This window comes from Spirillospora sp. NPDC000708, assembly GCF_040299565.1.
Lineage (GTDB): Bacteria > Actinomycetota > Actinomycetes > Streptosporangiales > Streptosporangiaceae > Spirillospora.
The window spans coordinates 1-20,330 of record NZ_JBEPCJ010000071.1 but is presented as its reverse complement, the minus strand read 5'-3'; the positions used below and the strand labels follow the sequence as shown (position 1 = coordinate 20,330).

The window sequence follows — 20,330 nt, the reverse complement described above, 5'->3', positions numbered from 1 at the left end:
GGTAGGGTTCCGTCCGTGACGAGCGACTTCCCGTGGCAGGCGGGCACGGCGACCGGGGTCGGGTCGTATCCGGGGGACGACCCGGCCGAGGCGCTGCGGATCGTGCTGGGGGAGCTCCCCGAGCTGCCGCACCTGCCGGAGCTCCCCGCCCGCGGGCCGGGCGCCGACCTGACCGGGCGGACGGCCGGGCTGCTGGTGGACATGCCGGTGCGGGTGGAGCCGTCCGGCTGGCGGTTCTCCGACCGGCCGGGCCGCGACACGGTGCGCTCCCTCGACCACCTCGCGCGGGACCTGGACGTCCTGGAGGAGGTCGCGGGCGGCCACGACGGCCCGTTCAAGATCCAGGTGTGCGGGCCGTGGACGCTGGCGTCGACGATCGAGCTGCGGAACGGCGACCGCGCGCTGAAGGACCCGGGCGCCGTCCGCGATCTCGTCGCGTCGCTGGCCGAGGGCGTCGCGGCGCACGTGGCCGACGTCCGGCGGCGCCTGCCGGCCGCCCAGGTCATCGTGCAGCTGGACGAGCCGGGCCTGCCCGCCGCGCTCGCCGGGACGGTCCCGACGGCCAGCGGGTTCGCGCGGCTGCGGGCCGTCGAGGCGCCCGTCGCCGAGGACGCGCTGCGGCAGGTGATCGACGCGGCGGGCGCGTACCCGGTCGTGCACTGCTGCGCCCGGAACGTCCCGTACGCGCTGCTGCGCGGTGCGGGCGCGAAGGCGATCTCGGTCGATCTGGGCCTCGTGCCGAGGCGCGACGACGACGCGGTGGGCGAGACGATCGACGCGGGCGTCGGCCTGTTCCTCGGCGCGGTGCCCGGAACGGACGCCGCGCTGCCGTCCCTCCAGGCGACCGCCGCGCCGGTGAAGGAGCTGTGGCGCCGGCTCGGTTTCCCGGCCGCGCAGCTGGGCCGGCAGGTCGTGATCACGCCGGCGTGCGGGATGGCGGGCGCGTCGCCGCGCTACGTCCGCGCCGCCCTCGAACGCTGCCGCGAAACGGCGCGGATGCTGTACGAAGGCGCAGAGTAGGGGGCGCGCCGCTGGTCATATTGTCGGTGGTAGCGGCGAGAATAGGCGCATGACCACCAGCAGCGAGGGCGTTCCGACGGAGGCGGCTCAGCGGCACCTGGAGCTGAGCGAGCGCATCGACGAGGCCAACTACCGCTACTACGTGCTCGACCAGCCGACGGTCACCGACGCCGAGTACGACCGGCTGATGCGCGAGCTCCAGGCGCTGGAGGCCGAGCATCCGGAGCTGGTCACGCCGAGCTCGCCGACGCAGCGGGTCGGCGCGCCGATCACCACGGACTTCGCGACGGTCGAGCATCTGGAGCGGATGCAGAGCCTCGACAACGCGATGAGCGCCGACGAGCTGCTGGCCTGGGACGAGCGGGTGGTCAAGGAGGTCGGCGAGGTCGCCGGCTACCTGTGCGAGCTGAAGATCGACGGCCTGGCGATCGCGGTGACCTACGAGAAGGGCCGGCTGGTGCGCGGGGTGACCCGCGGCGACGGCCGCACCGGCGAGGACGTCACCAACAACGTCCGCACCATCGACGCGCTGCCGGACCGGCTGGCCGGCGAGGGCTGGCCGGACCTGCTGGAGGTGCGCGGCGAGGTCTTCCTGCCGGTCGAGGGGTTCGAGCAGGTCAACGCGGTGCAGGTGGAGGCGGGCAGGGAGCCGTTCGCCAACCCGCGGAACGCGGCGGCGGGGTCGCTGCGGCAGAAGGACCCGCGCGTCACGGCGCACCGTCCGCTGAGCATGCTCGTCCACGGGTTCGGCGCGTGGGAGGGCGGCACGCGGCCGGAGAGCCAGTCCGGGGCGTACGAGCTGATGCGCGGCTGGGGGCTGCCGGTCAGCGACCGGTACAAGGTCGTCGGCGGGCTGGACGCGGTCCGCGAGTACATCGACTTCTACGGCGAGAACCGGCACGACCCGGCGTACGAGATCGACGGCGTGGTGGTGAAGGTCGACCAGTTCTCGCTGCAGCGGCGGCTGGGGTCGACGAGCCGGGCGCCGCGCTGGGCGATCGCGTGGAAGTACCCGCCGGAGGAGGTCAACACCAAGCTCCTCGACATCAAGGTCGGCGTCGGCCGGACCGGGCGGGTCACGCCGTACGGCGTGATGGAGCCGATCAAGGTGGCCGGGTCGACGGTCGAGCGGGCGACGCTGCACAACGCGGGCGAGGTCAAGCGCAAGGGCGTGCTGATCGGCGACACGGTGGTGCTGCGCAAGGCCGGCGACGTGATCCCGGAGATCGTCGCGCCGGTGACCGCGCTGCGGGACGGCTCCGAGCGCGAGTTCGAGATGCCCACCGAGTGCCCGGAGTGCGGGACGGAGCTGGCGTACGAGAAGGAGGGCGACGCCGACATCCGCTGCCCGAACGCGCGGTACTGCCCGGGGCAGCTGCGGGAGCGGCTGTTCTTCGTGGCCAGCCGGAACGCCCTCGACATCGAGGCGCTCGGGTACGTGGCGGCGACGGCGCTGACGCAGCCGCTGGAGCCGAGCGAGCCGCCGGTGAGGAACGAGGGCGACCTGTTCCACCTGACGGTCGAGCAGCTGCTGCCGATCCGGAGCCTCGTGCTGGACCAGCGCACGGGGACGACGAAGACCGACCCGAAGACCGGCGAGCCGAAGGTCGTGTCGTTCTTCGCGAACAAGGAGGGCGAGCCGAAGAAGACCGTCGAGATCCTCTTCGACGAGCTGGAGAAGGCGAAGCGGCAGCCGCTGTGGCGGGTGCTGGTGGCGCTGTCGATCCGGCACGTGGGGCCGTCGGCGTCGCGCGACCTGGCCCGCGAGATGGGGTCGATGGACGCGATCGCGAACGCGACGGAGGAGGAGCTGGCGGCGGTGGACGGCGTCGGCCCGACGATCGCCGCGTCGATCAAGCGCTGGTTCGAGGTCGACTGGCACCGCGAGATCGTGGACAAGTGGCGGGCGGCCGGCGTCCGGATGGAGGACGAGGGCGCGGCGGGCCCGCGGCCGCTGGAGGGCGTCACGGTGGTGATCACCGGGTCGCTGGAGGGGTTCAGCCGCGACTCGGCGACGGAGGCGGTGCAGCGGCTCGGCGGGAAGGTGTCCGGGTCGGTGTCGAAGAAAACGGGCTTCGTGGTCGTGGGCGACAGCCCGGGGTCGAAGTACGACAAAGCCGTCAAACTTGGCGTACCGGTCCTGGAGGAGGACGGCTTCCGGGTGCTCCTCGCCGATGGGCCAGATGCGGCCAAAAATGTAACTATGCGCGCGGACGCATGACCCGGCGTGGTTAAGCGGCCCCTCACCAGTGTCGCGTTACTCAGGGGTACACTTCAGCTACCGACAGGTGAGGGGCCGGTACGGAAGGGGCATAACGGAACGTACGCAATCGGTTTCGCGAAGTTGAGCAAAGGCCGTACTCTCCCTCACATCACGACCCACCTGAATCTTCGGACGCACCATCCGGGGGGAGTCGCCCCGGAGTCCGGTGCGCCCGGTGCCGGGGACGGCCCCCCGAACCCCCCGAGGATGTGATGAAGGACCCGAACAACACGCGGAACACGGCCCCGCGCCGCGGCTCCCCGTTGTGGATCTACTTCGTCGTCGTCATCCTGCTCGGCGTCGCCGTGTGCGCCGCCGCGTTCGCCGGTCTGACCGGCGCCGACCTCGACGCGCTCGCCGGGAACCCGGTGTTCTGGATCCTCGGCTGCTTCATCGTCTTCGGCGAGCTGCGCCCGATCATCACGCCGGGATCCACCGAGACCAACGGCGCCACCACCTCGACCACGTTCGCGTTCGCCGCGCTGCTGTACGCCGGGCTGCCCGTCGCCGCCGCGCTCCAGGCGATCGCCGTCGTGACCTGCGGCGTCTTCCGCGGCCGCACCCCCCACCGGATCGCGTTCAACGCCGCCCAGTACACCCTCAGCCTCGGCGCCGCCCAGCTCGTCCTCGCCCTCGCCGGCGACCTCGCCACCCCGTCCAGCACCTGGGTCCCCGACGGCGCCGACCTGCCCGCCATCGCGCTCGCCGGCACCGTCTACTTCCTCTGCAACGACACCCTCGTCGGCTCGGCCGTCGCGCTGCACGAGCGGGTCTCGCTGATCAAGGCGCTGCGCTGGGACCTCGCCTACCAGATCCTCGTGCACCTGGCGCTGCTCGGCCTCGCCCCGCTCATGGTCATCGCGATGGACCGGTCCGCGCTGTTCGTCCCGCTGATCCTGCTGCCGTTCATCGCCGTCTACCTGAACGCCTCCGTCGCCGTCCGGCGCGAGCACCAGGCCCTGCACGACGGCCTCACCGGCCTGCCGAACCGCAAGCTGCTGATCGTCCGGACCGAGGAGGCCCTCGCCGAGGCCCGCGGCGCCGAGAAGCGCAGCGCGGCCGGGCGCGCCGCCAAACGCGGGCCGGTCGCGCTCAGGCCCTCGCGGCGCCGCGCCGTCCCGGAGGAGCGCGACCAGCGCGCCGGGCTGTTCCTCCTCGACCTCGACCGGTTCAAGGAGGTCAACGACACCCTCGGGCACCCCACCGGGGACCGGCTGCTGCAGCTCGTCGCGCACCGGCTCACCCACAGCGTCCGGCCCGGCGACCTCGTCGCCCGGCTCGGCGGCGACGAGTTCGCGGTGCTGCTGCCGTCCGTCCGGGACGAGGCCGCCGCCCGCGAGGTCGCGGCGCGGCTGCGCGCAGCGCTCGGCGAACCCGTCCGGCTCGACGGCATGTCGTTCGACCTGGAGGCCAGCGTCGGGATCGCGCTGTTCCCCGACCACGCCCCCGACTTCGAGCTGCTCCTGCAGCGCGCCGATGTCGCGATGTACAACGCCAAGGAGGGCCGCACCGGCGTCGAGGTCTACTCGCCCGCCAACGACCGCAACTCCCCGGCCCGGCTCAGCATGCTCGGCGACCTGCGCCGCGCCATCGACCGGTCCGAGCTCGAGCTGTTCTACCAGCCGAAGGTGTCGCTGCGGGACGGCCAGCTCGTCGGCATGGAGGCGCTGCTGCGCTGGCGCCACCCCGACAAGGGGCTCCTCGAACCCGAGGCGTTCCTGTCGATCGCCGAGCAGACCTACCTGATGCGCTCCATCACGCACCACGTCGTCGAGGCCGCCCTCGCCCAGACCGCCGCGTGGTGGCGCGAGGACCTCGCCGTCCAGGTCGCGGTGAACGCCTCCGGACGCGACCTCCTCGACATGGGCCTCACCGAGACCATCGAGGAGGGCCTGCTCGCCCGCGGCCTGCCGGCCGCCGCGCTGCAGCTGGAGATCACCGAGCGGATCCTGATGAGCGAGCCCGCCTACGCCTCCGACACCGTCGCCAGGCTCGCCGAGCTCGGCATCCCGCTCAGCCTCGACGACTTCGGGACCGGCTACTCCTCGCTCGTCCGGCTGAAGCGCCTCCCGGTCGAGGAGATCAAGATCGACTCCTCGTTCGTCGGGCGGCTCGCGGAGTCCGGCGACGACGCGGTGATCGTCCGCTCGATCGTCGACCTCGTCCGCACCCTCGGCCTGCGCTCGGTCGCCGAGGGCGTCGAGGACCCGCAGACCGCGCGCCTGCTCCGCGAGATGGGCTGCGACGCCGCGCAGGGCTGGCACTTCGGCCGCCCCATGGACGCCGACACCGCCACCGACTGGCTGCGCCGCAACGTCCAGCGGGCCCCCGAACCCGCGGCGTAGAAGACCCGGGTAACGCGCTGGCCTCAGTAGCGGCGGCGGGTCTCGTAGGGGTCGTCCTCGTAGTAGTGCTCCTCGCGGATCGCGGGCGGCGGACGGCGCTCCACGGTGCGGCGCGCGGAGGCGATCCGGACGATCCCGACGACCAGCCCGATCAGGCCGCCGATCATCAGGATCACCCCGACCAGGCGGATGTCGATGCCGCTGAACTGGTAGTTGACCGCATAGGCCAGGATCGCGCCGATGATGATCAGGGCGATGCTGCCGCCGATGGTCACGGCGGACTCCTCTCGTCGTCCCGGGGTGGACGTGAGGAGCGTTCCCCGCCTGAGGATCTGAAACGGCCCGTACCGCGCCGCGACGGCGGCGCGCGGGCGCGCGGCGGTGTAAAGCGTTCGGGCGGCGGGGCCCCGGCCAATAGGATGGCGGGTATCCCAATCGATCGCAGGAACGGTTTCTCATCATGTCCGCCATCACCCGTGACGAGGTCTCGCACCTCGCCCGGCTGTCCCGGCTGGCGCTCGGCGACGATGAGCTCGACCATCTCGCCGCCCAGCTCGACCAGATCATTTCCGCGGTCGCGCGGGTGCAGGAGGTCGCCGCGGAGGACATCCCGCCCACCTCGCACGCGCTGCCGCTGACCAACGTGTACCGGCCCGACGAGGTCCGGCCGTGCCTCACGCCGGAGCAGGCGCTCGCCGGCGCTCCCGCCAGCGAGCAGCAGCGTTTCCGCGTCCCGCGGATTTTGGACGAGGAGGCCTGATGGCGGAGCTGTTCCGGAAGGGCGCCGCGGAGCTCGGCGCGCTGATGGCGGCGGGCGAGGTGTCGGCGGTCGAGGTCGCGCAGGCGCACCTGGACCGGATCGCCGCCGTGGACGGGAGCGTCGAGGCGTTCCTGCACGTGGACGCGGAGACCACGCTGGCGCAGGCGCGCCGGGTGGACGAGCGGCGCGCGGCGGGGGAGGAGCTCGGCCCGCTGGCCGGCGTCCCCATCGCCCACAAGGACGTGTTCACCACCACCGACATGCCGACCACGGCCGGATCGAAGATCCTCGAGGGCTGGCGGCCGCCGTACGACGCGACGGTGACGAGCCGGCTGCGCGAGGCCGGCCTGGTGATCCTCGGCAAGACGAACATGGACGAGTTCGCGATGGGCTCGTCCACGGAGAACAGCGCGTACAAGACGACGCGCAACCCGTGGGACCTGTCGCGCATCCCCGGCGGGTCGTCGGGCGGGTCGTCGGCGGCGGTCGCGGCGTACGAGGCGCCGCTGTCCACCGGCACCGACACCGGCGGGTCGATCCGCCAGCCCGCGGCGGTCACCGGCATCGTCGGGACGAAGCCGACCTATGGCGGCTCGTCCCGGTACGGGATCATCGCGTTCGCGTCGTCGCTGGACACGCCGGGCCCGTTCGCCCGCAACGTGCTGGACGCGGCGCTGCTGCACGAGGCGTTCAGCGGCCACGACGTCATGGACTCGACCTCGATCGACCGGCCCGTCCCGAACGTGGTGGAGGCGGCTCGCAGCGGCGACGTGGACGGCCTGCGGGTCGGCGTCGTCCGCGAGTTCTCCGGCGAGGGGTACGAGCCGGGCGTGTCTGCGCGGTTCACCGAGGCCGTGGAGCTGCTGGAGTCGCTCGGCGCGAAGGTCGTCGAGGTGTCCTGCCCGCACTTCCAGTACGCGCTGCCCGCCTACTACCTGATCGCGCCGTCGGAGGCGTCGTCGAACCTGGCGCGGTTCGACGCGATGCGGTACGGGCTGCGCGTCGGCGACGACGGCACCCGCAGCGCCGAGGAGGTCATGGCGCTGACCCGCGCGGAGGGCTTCGGGCCCGAGGTGAAGCGGCGGATCATGCTCGGCACCTACGCGCTGTCGTCGGGCTACTACGACGCCTACTACGGCAAGGCGCAGCAGGTCCGCACGCTGGTCAAGCATGACTTCGACGCGGCGTTCGAGCAGGTGGACGTGCTGGTCTCGCCGACCACGCCGACCACCGCGTTCCCGATCGGGGAGCGCGCGGACGACCCGATGGCGATGTACCTGGCCGACCTGTGCACGATCCCGGCGAACCTCACCGGCAACGCCGCGATCTCCGTGCCGTGCGGCCTCGCCGAGGGCCTGCCGGTGGGCCTGCAGGTGATGGCGCCCGTCCTCGGCGACGACCGCGTCTACCGGGTGGGCGCCGCCGTCGAGCGGGCCCTGGAAGAGCGCTGGGGCGGCCCGCTGCTGGCCAAGGCCCCCGAACTGGCGGAGGCGAAGTGAGCACCCCGACACTCATGCCGTACGACGAGGCGCTCGCGAAGTACGAGCCCGTCCTCGGCCTGGAGACGCACATCGAGCTCGGCACCGCGTCGAAGATGTTCTGCGGCTGCCCGACGACGTTCGGCGCGGACCCGAACACCCAGGTCTGCCCGGTCTGCCTGGGCCTGCCCGGGTCGCTGCCGGTGACCAACCACGCCGCGATCGAGGGCATCATCAAGATCGGCCTGGCGCTGAACTGCACGATCGTCGAGTGGTGCCGGTTCGCCCGGAAGAACTACTTCTACCCGGACATGCCGAAGGACTTCCAGATCTCGCAGTACGACGAGCCGCTGTGCGTCGACGGCCACCTGGACGTCGAGGTCGACGGCGAGACGTACCGGATCGAGATCGAGCGCGTCCACATGGAGGAGGACACCGGCAAGTCGCTGCACGTCGGCGGCAGCACGGGCCGCATCCACGGCGCCGACCACTCGCTGGTGGACTACAACCGGGCCGGCATCCCGCTGGTGGAGATCGTCACCAAGCCGATCGCCGCGACGGGCGACAAGGCGCCGCTGGTGGCCCGCGCGTACGCGACGGAGCTGCGCGAGCTGGTGCGGTCGCTCGGGGTTTCGGACGTCCGCATGGAGGAGGGCTCCATGCGCTGCGACGTGAACGTGTCGCTGATGCCGCGCGGCGCGTCGGAGTGGGGCACCCGCACCGAGACCAAGAACGTGAACTCGCTGCGCTCGGTGGAGCGCGCCGTCCGGTCGGAGATCGAGCGGCAGGCGGGCGTGCTGGACGCGGGCGGGCGGGTGATCCAGGAGACCCGCCACTTCCACGAGGACACCGGCCGCAGCACGAGCGGGCGCAGCAAGGAGGAGGCGCAGGACTACCGCTACTTCCCCGAGCCCGACCTGGTGCCGATGGCGCCGTCGCGGGAGTGGGTGGAGGAGCTGCGGGCGTCGCTGCCGGAGCTGCCCGCCGCGCGGCGCCGCCGCGTCCAGGGGGAGTGGGGCCTGTCGGACCTGGAGCTGCGGGACGTCGTCAACGCCGGCGCCGTCGACCTGATCGAGGCGACGATCGCGGCGGGCGCGGACGCCGGCGCGGCCCGCAAGTGGTGGATGAACGAGCTGTCGCGGCGCGCGACCGAGCAGGGCGTGGAGCTGGCCGAGCTGCCGATCACGCCGGAGCAGGTCGCGCGGATCCAGGCGATGGTGTCCGCCGGCGAGCTGAACGACAAGCTGGCCCGGCAGGTGTTCGAGGGCGTCCTCGCCGGCGAGGGCGGCCCGGACGAGGTCGTCGCGGCCCGCGGCCTGAAGGTCGTCAGCGACGAGGGCGAGCTCGCCTCGATCATCGACCAGGTGATCGCGGACAACGCCGCCGTGGCCGACAAGGTCCGGTCGGGCAAGGTCGCCGCCGCCGGCGCCCTCGTCGGCGCCGTGATGAAGGCCACCCGCGGGCAGGCCGACGCCGGCCGCGCCCGCGAGCTGATCCTCGAGAAGCTCGGCGCGTCCTGACGGTTCCCGCCGCCTCGCGGGCACGCCCGCGGGGCGGCGGAAATCCGGTCGCCACCCCATGGCCGCCATGATCCCTGAAGCGGCGGGTGCTGCGAACGCCGCCGTTCCCGCCATGCTCGTCTGGCATTTCCAGCACGTACGACCGGACTGAGCCGGGGTCCCGCTCCCTGTCGTAGGCGTCCGCTAGCTTTCGCGGGCATGGTGGAGAGTGCGTTTCCGGCCTTGCCCGCCGGGTTGCCGTCCGGCCGGTTGGTCGCGCCCGAGGAGGGCCCTGAGGGCGTCATGGCGCTGTGGGTGTCGGACGAGCCGAGGGCCGGGTTGGGCGGGCTCTGGTGCCGGTTGTACGACGAGCGCGCGGACACGGGCCTGTATCCGCTGCTGCTGGACACGCTCGGAGGGCAGCCGACCCGGCCCTGGCACGACGGGGAGCTGTTCGTCGGCGAGTCGGTGGCCGACATCGACGCCCTTGACGCCGAGGTCCTGCTGAGCGGCGACCGGGGCGGCGGCAAGTCCGGCGTGGAGGACCGGCCCGTCCCGTGGCCCGGGCTCGCCTCGCCGGGCGAAGGGGTGGAGGACGCCGACGAATGCGCCAGAGTGTCCGCCGAGGCGGGCGCGGAGGACGCGGAGTTCCTGCTCGGGCTCGCGCCGGCCGCGCGGGGAGCCGACACCCTGACGGTCATGGGGTGGTCCGGGCCGGTCAATCACTGCCGGACGGCGGAGATATCCGCGGTGCTGCGGTCCTGGGAGGAGCGGTTCGGGGCGCGTGTGGTGATGGTGGGCTTCGACGTGCTGGGGCTGTCGGTGGCCGCACCGCCGCGGACGATGGAGCACGCCCGTGCGGTGGCCGCCGAGCACGAGGCGTTCTGCCCGGACAACATCTGGCAGGGCGTCGGCGACATGGAGGAGTACGCCGCCGGGCTGGTGGGTCGGGCGAGCTGGTCGTTCTGGTGGGACTAGCGGGGCGGGACGGTGATGATGCGGTCGTCGGTCCTGGCCGGGGTGCCGCGGCCGTCGCGGTTGCTGGTGGTGAGCCACAGCGAGCCGTCCGGGGCGCGGACCACGGCGCGGAGCCGGCCGTAGGAGCCGGTGAACCGGGCGACGGGGCGGCCCACCTCGCCGCTCGCGGACAGCGGGACCTGCCAGAGCCGCTCGCCGCGCAGCGCGGCGGCCCACAGGGAGCCGTTGGCGTAGGCGAGCCCGGACGGGGACGCCTCCGACGTCCGCCACGTCAGCAGCGGGTTCGTGAAGCCCTTGCGGTTCCCGGAGCCCTCGACGGCCGGCCAGCCGTAGTCGCGGCCCTTCTCGATGAGGTTGATCTCGTCGAAGCGGTCCTGGCCGAACTCGGTGGCGTAGAGGCGGCCCTTGGGATCCCAGGCGAGGCCCTGGACGTTGCGGTGGCCGTACGTCCACACGCGGGTGCCGAACGGGTTGCCGGGGGCGGGCCTCCCGTCGGGCGCGACGCGGAGGATCTTCCCGGCGAGGGAGTTCCGGTCCTGCGCCTTCTCGCCCTGGCCGGTCTCTCCGGTGGTGATGTACAGCATCCGGTCGGGGCCGAACGCGAGGCGCCCGCCGTTGTGGATCTCGCCCTTGGGGATGCCGGTGACGACCGGGCGCGGGGCGCCGAGCCGGCCGCCGTCGTAGGAGGCGCGGACGACGCGGTTGTCGGTCGCGGACGTGGTGTACAGGAAGATCTGGTGGTCCCGCGCGTAGCCGGGGGAGACGGCGACGCCGAGCAGCCCGCCCTCGCCCGCCGCGTCGACGCCGGGAACGGTCCCGACCGGGGTCACCGCGCCCGCCGGGGTGACTCGCAGCAGCCGCGCCGAATCACGTTCGGTCACAAGTGCGTCACCGCCGGGGAGGAAGGCGATGGCCCACGGGATCTTCAGGCCCGTGACCAGAACGCGGGGCGCCCCCGGCGCGGCGGTGCCCCCGGACGGCAGGGGCGGCGGGGTCCGCGCACTCCCCGTGTCCTTCGGCGGGGACGACGAGCACCCCGCGAGGACCAGCGCGGCAAGGACGATCAGGTGCTTGCGCATGAGAACGCCTCCCGTCCCAGCATGACACTTCGCTGTCGCGTGCATCACACCGTCCCGCTCCGCACCCCACAGCGGACGGTGCGGGACAAGAGGGGCGCGGGGCGCTCGGGGTCCCGAATGCGCTCACCCAGCGTGATGCCGGGCAAGGCGCCGATTCGGTGACGATCACGTTTCGGCCATCCCAAACGGATCGCCGACGAGGCGGTTCGTCGCCATGAGGACGCCCAGCCTCAATCGGTCCGTGACCTACGGAACGTACTCTGAGCATCACGGTGATCCCGCAGTGCAGCAACGTCGCTGATCTCCGGCAGGCGCATCCGATGCGCCGCCGTCCCGCGCCGACCCTGCGCGGGGCACGATCCACGACCCTCCGGCCGTTATCCCTGCGACCGGATGAGGTCTCCGGACCCAAGTCCCCTCTGGCGCACCGCCGCGACCGCGAGGGACGGACAGCTCCCCGCGGGGCAGGAAGGGACACGGCGCGATGAGCGGCGAGAACGCCAGGCGGATGCCGCCGCGGGCGGTGCCGGTCGCCATGGCCGCGATCGTCGGCGTCCTGTACGCCACCGGGTCGCTGCTGGGCTGGGGCGGCACGGCCTTCCTCGCCTGGACCGAGGCGGTCGCCGCGGGCGCCGCGGCGATCTCGCTGCTGATGTCGGCCGGGCGGCCGAAGCGCGCCGCCGCCGACTCCGGCGACGTCGGGATCTTCCGGCGGGTGTCGTCCGGCGGGATCTGGCGGGCGTCGTGGCGCTGGTACGGGGTCGCGGCCGCGGGCTGGTTCGCGGGCGCGGTCGGCAGCGCGCTGGACGGCCACGTCTCGCGCAGCGCCCTGTCGCTCTCGGTGCCGGACCTGTTCTACCTGCTGGCCGCGGTGGCGCTGGTCACCGGCCTGATCGTGCCGGTGCGGCTGGCCCGCGACGTGGGCATGTGGCTGCGGTACCTGGCCGACACCTACGTGTGCGCGTGCGCGATCTTCGTGCTGGGCTGGGTCGCGCTCTTCAGCTCGCTGTACCACCAGTCGGGGGAGTCGGCGTCGGAGTTCCTGCTGGAGCTGCTGTACCCGCTGATCGACGTGGTGCTGCTGTGGGGGCGCTGCCGTTCGCGCTGGGCGCGGCGCGCGGGCGCCGGCGGCTGGCGTGGATGGGGTTCGGGGCGCTGGCGGCGTTCGCGACCGCCGACGTGGTGACGACGTTCGTCCGGCTGGACGGCGGCGGCCCGTCCGACGACCCGTCCGACATCCTGCGGCTCGCCGGGCTGCTGCTGCTCCTGCTGGTGCCGTGGACGGGCCCGGTGCCGGAGGCGGAGCCGGACGGCCCGTCCGACGACGTCCCGGCGGACGCCCTGCCGCAGGACGCGGCGCCGGAGCCCGACGAGCGCGGCCGGCTGATCGGCCCCGGGCTGGCGCCGGCGGCGGTCGCCGCGGCGGCCTCCCTGTTCGTCGCCGGGCACTCGCTGACCGGCCGCAACGGGCTGGAGCCGGTGGTGTCGATCGTGGCGGGCTCGGCGGCGCTGGTGCTGCTGGCGCGGCTCGCGGGGCTGCTGCGGGAGAACGAGCGGCTGCGCCGCGCCGTGGACGCGAGCGAGGAGCACTTCCGGGCGCTGTCGGAGAGCAGCAACGACGCCGTGCTGATCTGCGACCTCGACGCGACCGTCCAGTACGCGAGCGCGGGCGCGCTGCGCACCTACCACTACACGCCCGAGGAACTGCTCGGGCGACCGCTGCACGAGATCATCCACCCGGAGGACCTGCCGCGCGTCCAGGAGGCGTTCACCGAGTTCCTCGACGAGGAGGACGCGGCCGGCGGGGACCGGCCGGGCGCCACCGGGTCGCTGCGGGTGTCGTGCCGGGTCCGCGCCGCGGACGGCACGTGGCTGCCGACCGAGTCGACGATCTCCCGGTACGCGGGGACGGGCGAGGCGCCGGGACGGCTGCTGGTCACCACCCGCGACCTGAGCGAGCAGGCGGCGCTGCAGCGGCAGGTCGCGCACCTGACCTTCCACGACGGGCTGACGGGCCTGCCGAACCGGTCGTACTTCGAGGAGCGGACCCGGGAGGTGCTGGCGCAGCAGCGTCCGGGCGGCCGGGTCGCGGTGGTGTTCGTCGACATGGACGGGTTCACCGACGTCAACGACTCGGCCGGGCACGCGGCCGGCGACCAGGTGCTGGCGCAGGCGGCGCGGCGGCTGCGCGCCAACGTGCAGGCCGACGACACGGTGGCGCGGTGGGGCGGCGACGAGTTCGCGGTCCTCGTGCAGCTGCCGTCGGACGACCGGGAGACCCGCGCGGCGGTGGAGCTGGCGGGGCGGCTGCTGCGGGTGCTGTCGGTGGACCCGTACCAGGTCGGCAGCAAGCAGATCGTGCTGACCGCGAGCGTCGGGATCGCGTTCGCGGGGGACGAGGAGGCGCCGGCGGTCCCGGCGAAGGACCGGGGCGGCGACGCGGGCCGGCGGCTGCGCCGGACCGCCGCGGACCTGATCCGCAACGGCGACCTGGCGATGGCGCGGGCGAAGGAGCTGGGCGGCGGGCGCGTCGAGGTGTTCGCGCCGCACATGCACGCCGACGTGGTGCGGCGGCTGGAGCTCGGCAGCGACCTGCAGCGGGCCCTCGCCGAGGAGCAGTTCGCGGTGGAGTTCCAGCCGGTGGTGGACCTCGCGACGTCCCGGGTGACCGGGGTGGAGGCGCTGCTGCGCTGGTGGCGGGGGAGTGAGTCGGTGCCGCCGGAGGAGTTCATCGGGCCGGCGGAGGAGTCCGGGCTGATGATCCCGCTCGGCGACTGGGTGCTGCGGGAGGCGTGCCGGGAGGTGGCGCGGTGGCGCCGCGACTCCTGGGACGTGGGCCTGTCGGTGAACTTCACCGCCCGGCAGATCGCCGCGCCCCGGTTCGTGGAGTCGGTGGCGGCGGCGCTGGAGGAGACGGGGCTGCCGCCGCAGGCGCTGACGCTGGAGGTCCGCGAGGAGGTGCTCGTCGAGGACGGCGGGCAGAACGTGGCGCGGCTGTCGGAGCTGCGCGACCTCGGCGTCCGGCTGGCGATCGACGACTTCGGCACCGGGTACGCGTCGCTGGCCTACCTCGGCCAGCTCCCGGTGGACATCATCAAGATCGACCCGTCGTTCGTGGCGGGGCTCGGCTCGGACGAGACGCTGTCGCTGCTGACCCGGACGATCGTCCGGCTGGGCCGCGACCTGGGGCTGACCGTGGTGGCGGAGGGCATCGAGCGGCCGGAGCAGCTGGAGCTGCTGCGCGCGATGGACTGCCCGCGCGGCCAGGGCTTCCTGGTGGCGCGCCCGATGGCCGCCGGACGGGTGGAGTCGCTGGTCCGGACGAACCTCGCGGCACAGGATCTACCAGGCGATCTGCCGCTTCCGCTGCCGGGCTGAGGCGGCCGGCTCCGCTGGGAATTCGTCTCAGATGCCGAGATTTCCTGTCCACGGATTTGACCGGGGGCCGGATCTCGGCGAAAGTGGCTCCGTGCAGAACACCACCATCATCCTCGTAGTACTTGGTCGGCGCGCAGGCTGACCAAGCTCACCGACCTGCGCGCCTCCCCTCGACCGCTTCCGGCGGCGGGGGTTTTTTGTTGCCCGGCGAGCCCCAGACTTCTCTCCCAAGGAAACAGGATCATGACGACCGAACAGATGACGGGAGCCCAGGCGCTGGTCCGCGCCCTGGAGAACGTCGGCGTCGACACCGTGTTCGGCATCCCGGGGGGCGCGATCCTCCCGGCCTACGACCCGCTGTTCGACTCGAACAAGCTGCGCCACATCCTCGTCCGGCACGAGCAGGGCGCCGGCCACGCCGCGCAGGGCTACGCGATGGTCACCGGCAAGGTCGGGGTGTGCATGGCCACCTCCGGGCCGGGCGCGACGAACCTGGTCACCGCGATCTCCGACGCCTACATGGACTCGGTGCCGATGGTGGCCATCACGGGCCAGGTCGCGACCTCCCTCATCGGGACCGACGGCTTCCAGGAGGCCGACATCGCCGGCATCACGATGCCGATCACCAAGCACAACTTCCTGGTCACCAAGGCCGAGGACATCGCCCGCACCATCGCCGAGGCGTTCCACATCGCCGGCACCGGCCGTCCCGGCCCCGTCCTGGTCGACATCGCCAAGGACGCGATGCAGGCCACGGTCGAGTTCCAGTGGCCCGTCCAGCTCCAGCTCCCCGGGTACCGCCCCGTCACCCGGCCGCACTCCAAGCAGGTCCGCGAGGCGGCACGGCTGATCGTCGAGGCGGAGCGCCCGGTGCTGTACGTCGGCGGCGGCGTGCTGAAGGCCGGCGCGGCCGCCGAGCTGAAGGTGCTCGCCGAGCTGACCGGCGCCCCCGTCGTCACCACGCTGATGGCCAAGGGCGCGCTGCCCGACAGCCACCCGCTGCACATGGGCATGCCGGGCATGCACGGCGCGGTCGGCGCGGTCGGCGCGCTGCAGCGCTCGGACCTGCTGATCGCGCTCGGCGCCCGGTTCGACGACCGGGTCACCGGCAAGCTCGACGGGTTCGCCCCGCACGCCAAGGTCGTGCACGCCGACATCGACCCGGCGGAGATCTCCAAGAACCGGCACGCGGACGTCCCGATCGTCGGCGACGCCCGCGAGGTCATCGCCGACCTGATCGTCGCGGTGCAGAACGAGCACGAGGCGGGCCGCAAGGGGAACTACGAGGACTGGTGGCGCCAGCTCAACGCGTGGCGCGAGACCTACCCGCTGGGCTACGACACCCCCGAGGACGGCACGCTGTCCCCGCAGTACGTCATCGAGCGGATCGGGCAGCTCGCCGGCCCGGAGGCGTACTACGTCGCGGGCGTCGGCCAGCACCAGATGTGGGCGGCGCAGTTCATCAAGTACGAGCGGCCGGGCGCGTTCCTGAACTCCGGCGGCGCCGGGACGATGGGGTACTCGGTCCCGGCGGCGATGGGCGCCAAGGTCGGCGCGCCGGACGCGACGGTCTGGGCGATCGACGGCGACGGCTGCTTCCAGATGACCAACCAGGAGCTGGCCACCTGCGCGATCGAGGGCATCCCGGTCAAGGTCGCCGTGATCAACAACGGTAACCTCGGCATGGTCCGGCAGTGGCAGACGCTGTTCTACGACGGCCGCTACTCCAACACGAACCTGCACACCGCCAAGCGGATCCCCGACTTCGTCAAGCTCGCCGAGGCCTACGGCTGCGTGGGGCTGCGCTGCGAGAAGGCCGAGGACGTGGACGACGTCATCGCCAAGGCGATGGAGATCAACGACGCCCCCGTCGTGATCGACTTCGTGGTGCACAAGGACGCGATGGTCTGGCCCATGGTCGCCGCCGGCACCACCAACGACGACATCAAGATCGCGCGGGACATGGCGCCCGAGTGGGAGAACGGAGACTGACCGCGATGAGCTCGCACACCCTCTCGGTCCTGGTGGAGAACAAGCCGGGCATCCTGGCGCGGGTCGCGGCCCTGTTCTCGCGCCGCGGCTTCAACATCGAGTCCCTCGCGGTCGGCACCACCGAGCACCCGGACATCTCCCGGATGACGATCGTGGTGAACGTCGCCGAGCTGCCGCTGGAGCAGGTCACCAAGCAGCTGAACAAGCTGATCAACGTGCTGAAGATCGTCGAGCTGGAGCCGTCGGCGTCGGTCCAGCGCGAGCTGGTGCTGGTCAAGGTCCGGGCGGACGCGGAGACGCGCTCGCAGGTCCTCGAGACCGTCACGCTGTTCCGTGCCAAGGTGGTGGACGTCGCGCCCGACGCGGTCACGATCGAGGCCACCGGCAACCGCGACAAGCTGGACGCGTTCATCAAGGTCCTCGAGCCGTTCGGGATCAAGGAGCTGGTCCAGTCCGGCATGGTGGCCATCGGACGCGGCGCCCGGTCCATCACCGACCGCTCGCTGCGCGCGATCGAGCGCAGCGCCTGAAACCGGACGCCCGACCGGGCGCGGCCCGGCCCGAGACGTACAACCACATCGAAGAAAGGCAACAGCACTGTGGCTGAGATGTTCTACGACGACGCCGCCGACCTGAGCGTGATCCAGGGCCGGCACGTCGCGATCATCGGTTACGGCAGCCAGGGGCACGCGCACGCCCTGTCGCTGCGCGACTCCGGCGTCGACGTGCGGGTCGGGCTCCGCGAGGGGTCGGCCAGCCGGGAGAAGGCCGAGGCCGAGGGCCTGCGCGTGGTCACCCCCGCCGAGGCGGCCGAGGAGGCCGACCTCGTCATGCTGCTGGCCCCCGACCACCACCACCGCGAGATCTTCGAGAAGGACATCAAGCCGGCCCTCGTCGAGGGCGACGCGCTGTTCTTCGGGCACGGCTTCAGCATCCGGTACGGCCTCGTCCAGCCGCCGGAGGGCGTGGACGTGGCGATGGTCGCGCCGAAGGGCCCGGGCCACCTCGTCCGCCGCCAGTTCGTCGCGGGCCGCGGCGTCCCGGTGATCGTGGCGGTGGAGAAGGACGCCTCCGGGAACGCGTGGCCGCTGGCGCTGTCCTACGCCAAGGGCATCGGCGGCCTGCGCGCGGGCGGCATCAAGACCACCTTCACCGAGGAGACCGAGACCGACCTGTTCGGCGAGCAGGCCGTGCTGTGCGGCGGTGCGTCCGAGCTGGTCAAGGCCGGTTTCGAGGTGCTGACCGAGGCCGGCTACCAGCCGGAGGTCGCCTACTTCGAGGTGCTGCACGAGCTGAAGCTGATCGTCGACCTCATGTACGAGGGCGGCATCTCCAAGATGTACTGGTCGGTCTCCGACAACGCCGAGTACGGCGGCTACAGCCGCGGCCCGCGCGTGATCACGCCGGAGACGAAGGCCGCGATGAAGAAGATCCTCGGCGAGATCCAGTCCGGCGAGTACGCCAAGGAGCTGGTGGAGGAGTTCGAGGGCGGCCAGGCCCAGTTCGGCAAGTACCGCGAGCAGCTCGCCGAGCACCCGATCGAGAAGACCGGTGCGGAGTTGCGCCCGATGATGAGCTGGCTGAACGACTAGTCGTTCCGGTCGACCGGGGGCGGGCGCGCGGCGCCCGCCCCCGGTCGCGTTCCCGGGCGCCGCTCGTTCCCGGCGCGGCGCGTCTCGCGCGTCGCTCGTACTCGGGCGCCGCTCGCGGTCCCGCGCGCGGTTCAGCGGGGCGCGGAGGCGCGGGAGAGGCGGCGGCGGATGCGGGCGCGCAGGGACGTGGCGCCGGCGTCCTCGCGGACCACCAGCGCCAGGTGGCCGCCCTTGGTGAAGTACACCGAGACGTGGTGCGCGCCGACGGGGCGCCGCTGCGGCGCGGTCTTCAGGCCGTCCGCGCGGCGGGAGCCGAAGCGGGCCTCGCGGGTCACGCCGTGCGCGGTCGCGGCGACGTGCACGTCCCAGCGGCCGGGCGCGACGCCGGACGGGTCGGCGAACGCCTCGAACCCGCCGGTGCCGGTGTCCGGCGCGGAGCGCGGGCCTGCGGGGAAGACGTGCTCCTTGCCGGTGGTCCGCTCGCGCAGGATCACGTCCACGACCGTGCGGTTCGTCTCGACCCGTTCGAGCGCGGCGGTGCCGCGGATCCGCACCCGCCGGCCCTGCCAGCACACCGCGTCGAGGCGGTGCTCGACGCCGACCTCGGTGGTGATGTCGGCGTCCTGCCGGGGGACGCCGCGCAGGTAGGGGTACATCGCGTAGATCCGGCCGCCGACCACGACGGCGCCCGCGGGGCTGCCCTCCACCTCGTCGCGGATCAGCCGCTCCAGCTCCTCGCGCAGGCCGTACTGGATGCAGAACGCGCGCAGCCGGTCGGCGGCGGGCAGCGCGGCGCGGGCCGCGTCGCTGAGGCCCTCGTCGCCGATGACCCGGCGGGTGCCGTCGACGAGCCGCTCCCGCTGCCGGCGGTCGAGATCGAGGTACCGGTGGTCGTACACGCGCAGGACGTCGCGCAGGACGCTGATCGTGCTGTCGGAGGTCACGCTTCTCTCCTGATCGTCCGGGGACATGGTCACGGTAAGGCGTGAGATGGTCGCGCACAGTGAAATTCCGGTAGCGTGTCCTTCGGGATGCATACGCGGTATTGCGCCAGGGATACCGCGTATGCATACTCGGTGTTCATGTCCATACGACACGGCCTGCTGGCACTGCTGTCCCAGGGGCCCCGCTACGGCTACCAGCTGCGCGCCGAGTTCGAGGCGTCCACCGGATCGTCCTGGCCGCTCAACATCGGGCAGGTGTACTCCACGCTGTCCCGGCTCGAACGCGACGAACTGGTCACCCGCGTCGGGGCCGACGACGAGGGGCGGTTCGTCTACCGGATCACCCCGGCGGGCGAGGCGGACGTGCGGGAGTGGTTCGCCACCCCGGTGGCCCGCGCCGACCGGCCCCGCGACGAGCTGGCGATCAAGCTGGCGATGGCCGTCACCGCGCCCGGCGTCGACGTCCGCCAGGTCGTCCAGGCGCAGCGCACCGCCACCCTGCGCACCCTCCAGGACCTCACCCGGGTGAAGGCCGCCGCGCCCGCCGACCCGTCCGACCGGGGCGACCGCGCCTGGCGCCTCGTCCTGGAGTCGATGATCTTCCAGGCGGAGGCCGAGGTCCGCTGGCTGGACCACTGCGAGGCGTTCGTCGTCCGGACAGCGCCTGCCGCCCCGTCCGCGAGCCCGCCCGCGGGCCCGCCCGCCGCCGCGCCGCAGGACGCGCCGATCGAGGAGACGAGCCGGTGAGCGTGCTCGCGATGCGGGACGTGTCCCGCGACCACGGGACGGGCGCCGGGCTCGTGCACGCCCTGCGTGACGTGAGCCTCGACGTCGCGGAGGGCGAGTTCGTCGCGGTGATGGGCCCGTCCGGCTCCGGCAAGTCGACGCTGCTGACGCTCGCCGGCGGGCTGGACGCGCCGACCTCCGGCCGGGTCGCCGTCGCGGGCGCCGACCTCGGCGCGCTCGGGGCGGGCGCGCGGGCGGGGGTGCGGCGCGGCGCCA

Annotated in this window: 17 protein-coding genes; 14 read left to right on the top strand and 3 right to left on the bottom strand. The window is 72.9% G+C overall.

Annotation, left to right across the window (positions count from 1 at the left end):
• The first annotated feature begins 15 nt into the window (after window positions 1-15).
• The 3 genes from ABT299_RS37135 to ABT299_RS37125 all read left to right on the top strand — a co-directional run bounded on the left by ABT299_RS37135 (window position 16) and on the right by ABT299_RS37125 (window position 5,628).
• Entirely contained in the window at window positions 16-1,020 is a 1,005-nt protein-coding gene (locus ABT299_RS37135; RefSeq protein ID WP_190865117.1) for a uroporphyrinogen decarboxylase/cobalamine-independent methonine synthase family protein, read from the top strand.
• Window positions 1,021-1,069: 49 nt separating this feature from the next.
• The gene (gene ligA, locus ABT299_RS37130) at window positions 1,070-3,241 is read left to right on the top strand and encodes an NAD-dependent DNA ligase LigA (protein ID WP_500253587.1); all 2,172 of its coding nucleotides are present in this window, start codon (window positions 1,070-1,072) and stop codon (window positions 3,239-3,241) included.
• Window positions 3,242-3,495: 254 nt separating this feature from the next.
• Entirely contained in the window at window positions 3,496-5,628 is a 2,133-nt protein-coding gene (locus ABT299_RS37125; protein WP_190865114.1) for a putative bifunctional diguanylate cyclase/phosphodiesterase, read from the top strand.
• Between the two features lie 23 nt (window positions 5,629-5,651).
• Here the strand turns inward: ABT299_RS37125 and ABT299_RS37120 are convergent, their stop codons facing one another.
• A complete protein-coding gene (locus tag ABT299_RS37120) occupies window positions 5,652-5,903 on the bottom strand; it encodes a DUF6458 family protein (RefSeq protein WP_190865112.1) in 252 nt (83 codons plus the stop codon).
• 185 nt (window positions 5,904-6,088) lie between these two features.
• Here ABT299_RS37120 and gatC point away from each other — a divergent pair, with 185 nt between their 5' ends.
• The 4 genes from gatC (at window position 6,089) to ABT299_RS37100 (ending at window position 10,343) form a co-directional block, all read left to right on the top strand.
• Window positions 6,089-6,388: an Asp-tRNA(Asn)/Glu-tRNA(Gln) amidotransferase subunit GatC gene (gene gatC / locus ABT299_RS37115; RefSeq protein WP_151543432.1), complete on the top strand. Its 300-nt coding sequence runs from the start codon at window positions 6,089-6,091 to the stop codon at window positions 6,386-6,388.
• Entirely contained in the window at window positions 6,388-7,887 is a 1,500-nt protein-coding gene (gatA, locus tag ABT299_RS37110; protein WP_500253586.1) for an Asp-tRNA(Asn)/Glu-tRNA(Gln) amidotransferase subunit GatA, read from the top strand. Before gatC ends, gatA begins: the two co-directional genes overlap by 1 nt.
• A 14-nt stretch (window positions 7,888-7,901) precedes the next feature.
• Entirely contained in the window at window positions 7,902-9,386 is a 1,485-nt protein-coding gene (gene gatB / locus ABT299_RS37105) for an Asp-tRNA(Asn)/Glu-tRNA(Gln) amidotransferase subunit GatB (protein WP_190865142.1), read from the top strand.
• Window positions 9,387-9,584: 198 nt separating this feature from the next.
• The gene (locus ABT299_RS37100) at window positions 9,585-10,343 is read left to right on the top strand and encodes a DUF4253 domain-containing protein (protein WP_500253585.1); all 759 of its coding nucleotides are present in this window, start codon (window positions 9,585-9,587) and stop codon (window positions 10,341-10,343) included.
• Here the strand turns inward: ABT299_RS37100 and ABT299_RS37095 are convergent.
• Window positions 10,340-11,422, bottom strand: coding sequence for a PQQ-dependent sugar dehydrogenase (locus tag ABT299_RS37095; RefSeq protein WP_190865105.1), 1,083 nt, complete (start codon window positions 11,420-11,422; stop codon window positions 10,340-10,342). The genes ABT299_RS37100 and ABT299_RS37095 overlap by 4 nt on opposite strands.
• A 484-nt stretch (window positions 11,423-11,906) precedes the next feature.
• Here ABT299_RS37095 and ABT299_RS37090 point away from each other — a divergent pair, with 484 nt between their 5' ends.
• The 5 genes from ABT299_RS37090 (at window position 11,907) to ilvC (ending at window position 18,384) form a co-directional block, all read left to right on the top strand.
• Window positions 11,907-12,608, top strand: coding sequence for a hypothetical protein (locus tag ABT299_RS37090; RefSeq protein ID WP_500253584.1), 702 nt, complete (start codon window positions 11,907-11,909; stop codon window positions 12,606-12,608).
• Window positions 12,506-14,800 carry a putative bifunctional diguanylate cyclase/phosphodiesterase gene (locus tag ABT299_RS37085; RefSeq protein WP_500253583.1) on the top strand — a complete coding sequence of 765 codons (2,295 nt, stop codon included), beginning with the start codon at window positions 12,506-12,508 and terminating at the stop codon, window positions 14,798-14,800. Before ABT299_RS37090 ends, ABT299_RS37085 begins: the two co-directional genes overlap by 103 nt.
• 240 nt (window positions 14,801-15,040) lie before the next feature.
• Window positions 15,041-16,792 (top strand): acetolactate synthase large subunit, encoded by a 1,752-nt coding sequence (locus ABT299_RS37080; protein WP_347257013.1) that lies wholly within the window; start codon window positions 15,041-15,043, stop codon window positions 16,790-16,792.
• A 5-nt stretch (window positions 16,793-16,797) separates the two neighbouring features.
• The gene (ilvN, locus tag ABT299_RS37075) at window positions 16,798-17,322 is read left to right on the top strand and encodes an acetolactate synthase small subunit (protein WP_190865099.1); all 525 of its coding nucleotides are present in this window, start codon (window positions 16,798-16,800) and stop codon (window positions 17,320-17,322) included.
• 78 nt (window positions 17,323-17,400) lie between these two features.
• Window positions 17,401-18,384, top strand: a complete 984-nt coding sequence (ilvC, locus tag ABT299_RS37070; protein ID WP_190865092.1) for a ketol-acid reductoisomerase — start codon at window positions 17,401-17,403, stop codon at window positions 18,382-18,384.
• 131 nt (window positions 18,385-18,515) lie between these two features.
• Here the strand turns inward: ilvC and ABT299_RS37065 are convergent, their stop codons facing one another.
• Window positions 18,516-19,328: a hypothetical protein gene (locus ABT299_RS37065; protein ID WP_190865090.1), complete on the bottom strand. Its 813-nt coding sequence runs from the start codon at window positions 19,326-19,328 to the stop codon at window positions 18,516-18,518.
• A gap of 138 nt (window positions 19,329-19,466) precedes the next feature.
• Here ABT299_RS37065 and ABT299_RS37060 point away from each other — a divergent pair, with 138 nt between their 5' ends.
• Window positions 19,467-20,075 (top strand): PadR family transcriptional regulator, encoded by a 609-nt coding sequence (locus tag ABT299_RS37060; RefSeq protein ID WP_433139882.1) that lies wholly within the window; start codon window positions 19,467-19,469, stop codon window positions 20,073-20,075.
• The coding region (locus tag ABT299_RS37055) for an ATP-binding cassette domain-containing protein (protein ID WP_500253582.1) at window positions 20,072-20,330 on the top strand (259 nt) is incomplete at its 3' end. The genes ABT299_RS37060 and ABT299_RS37055, both read left to right, overlap by 4 nt.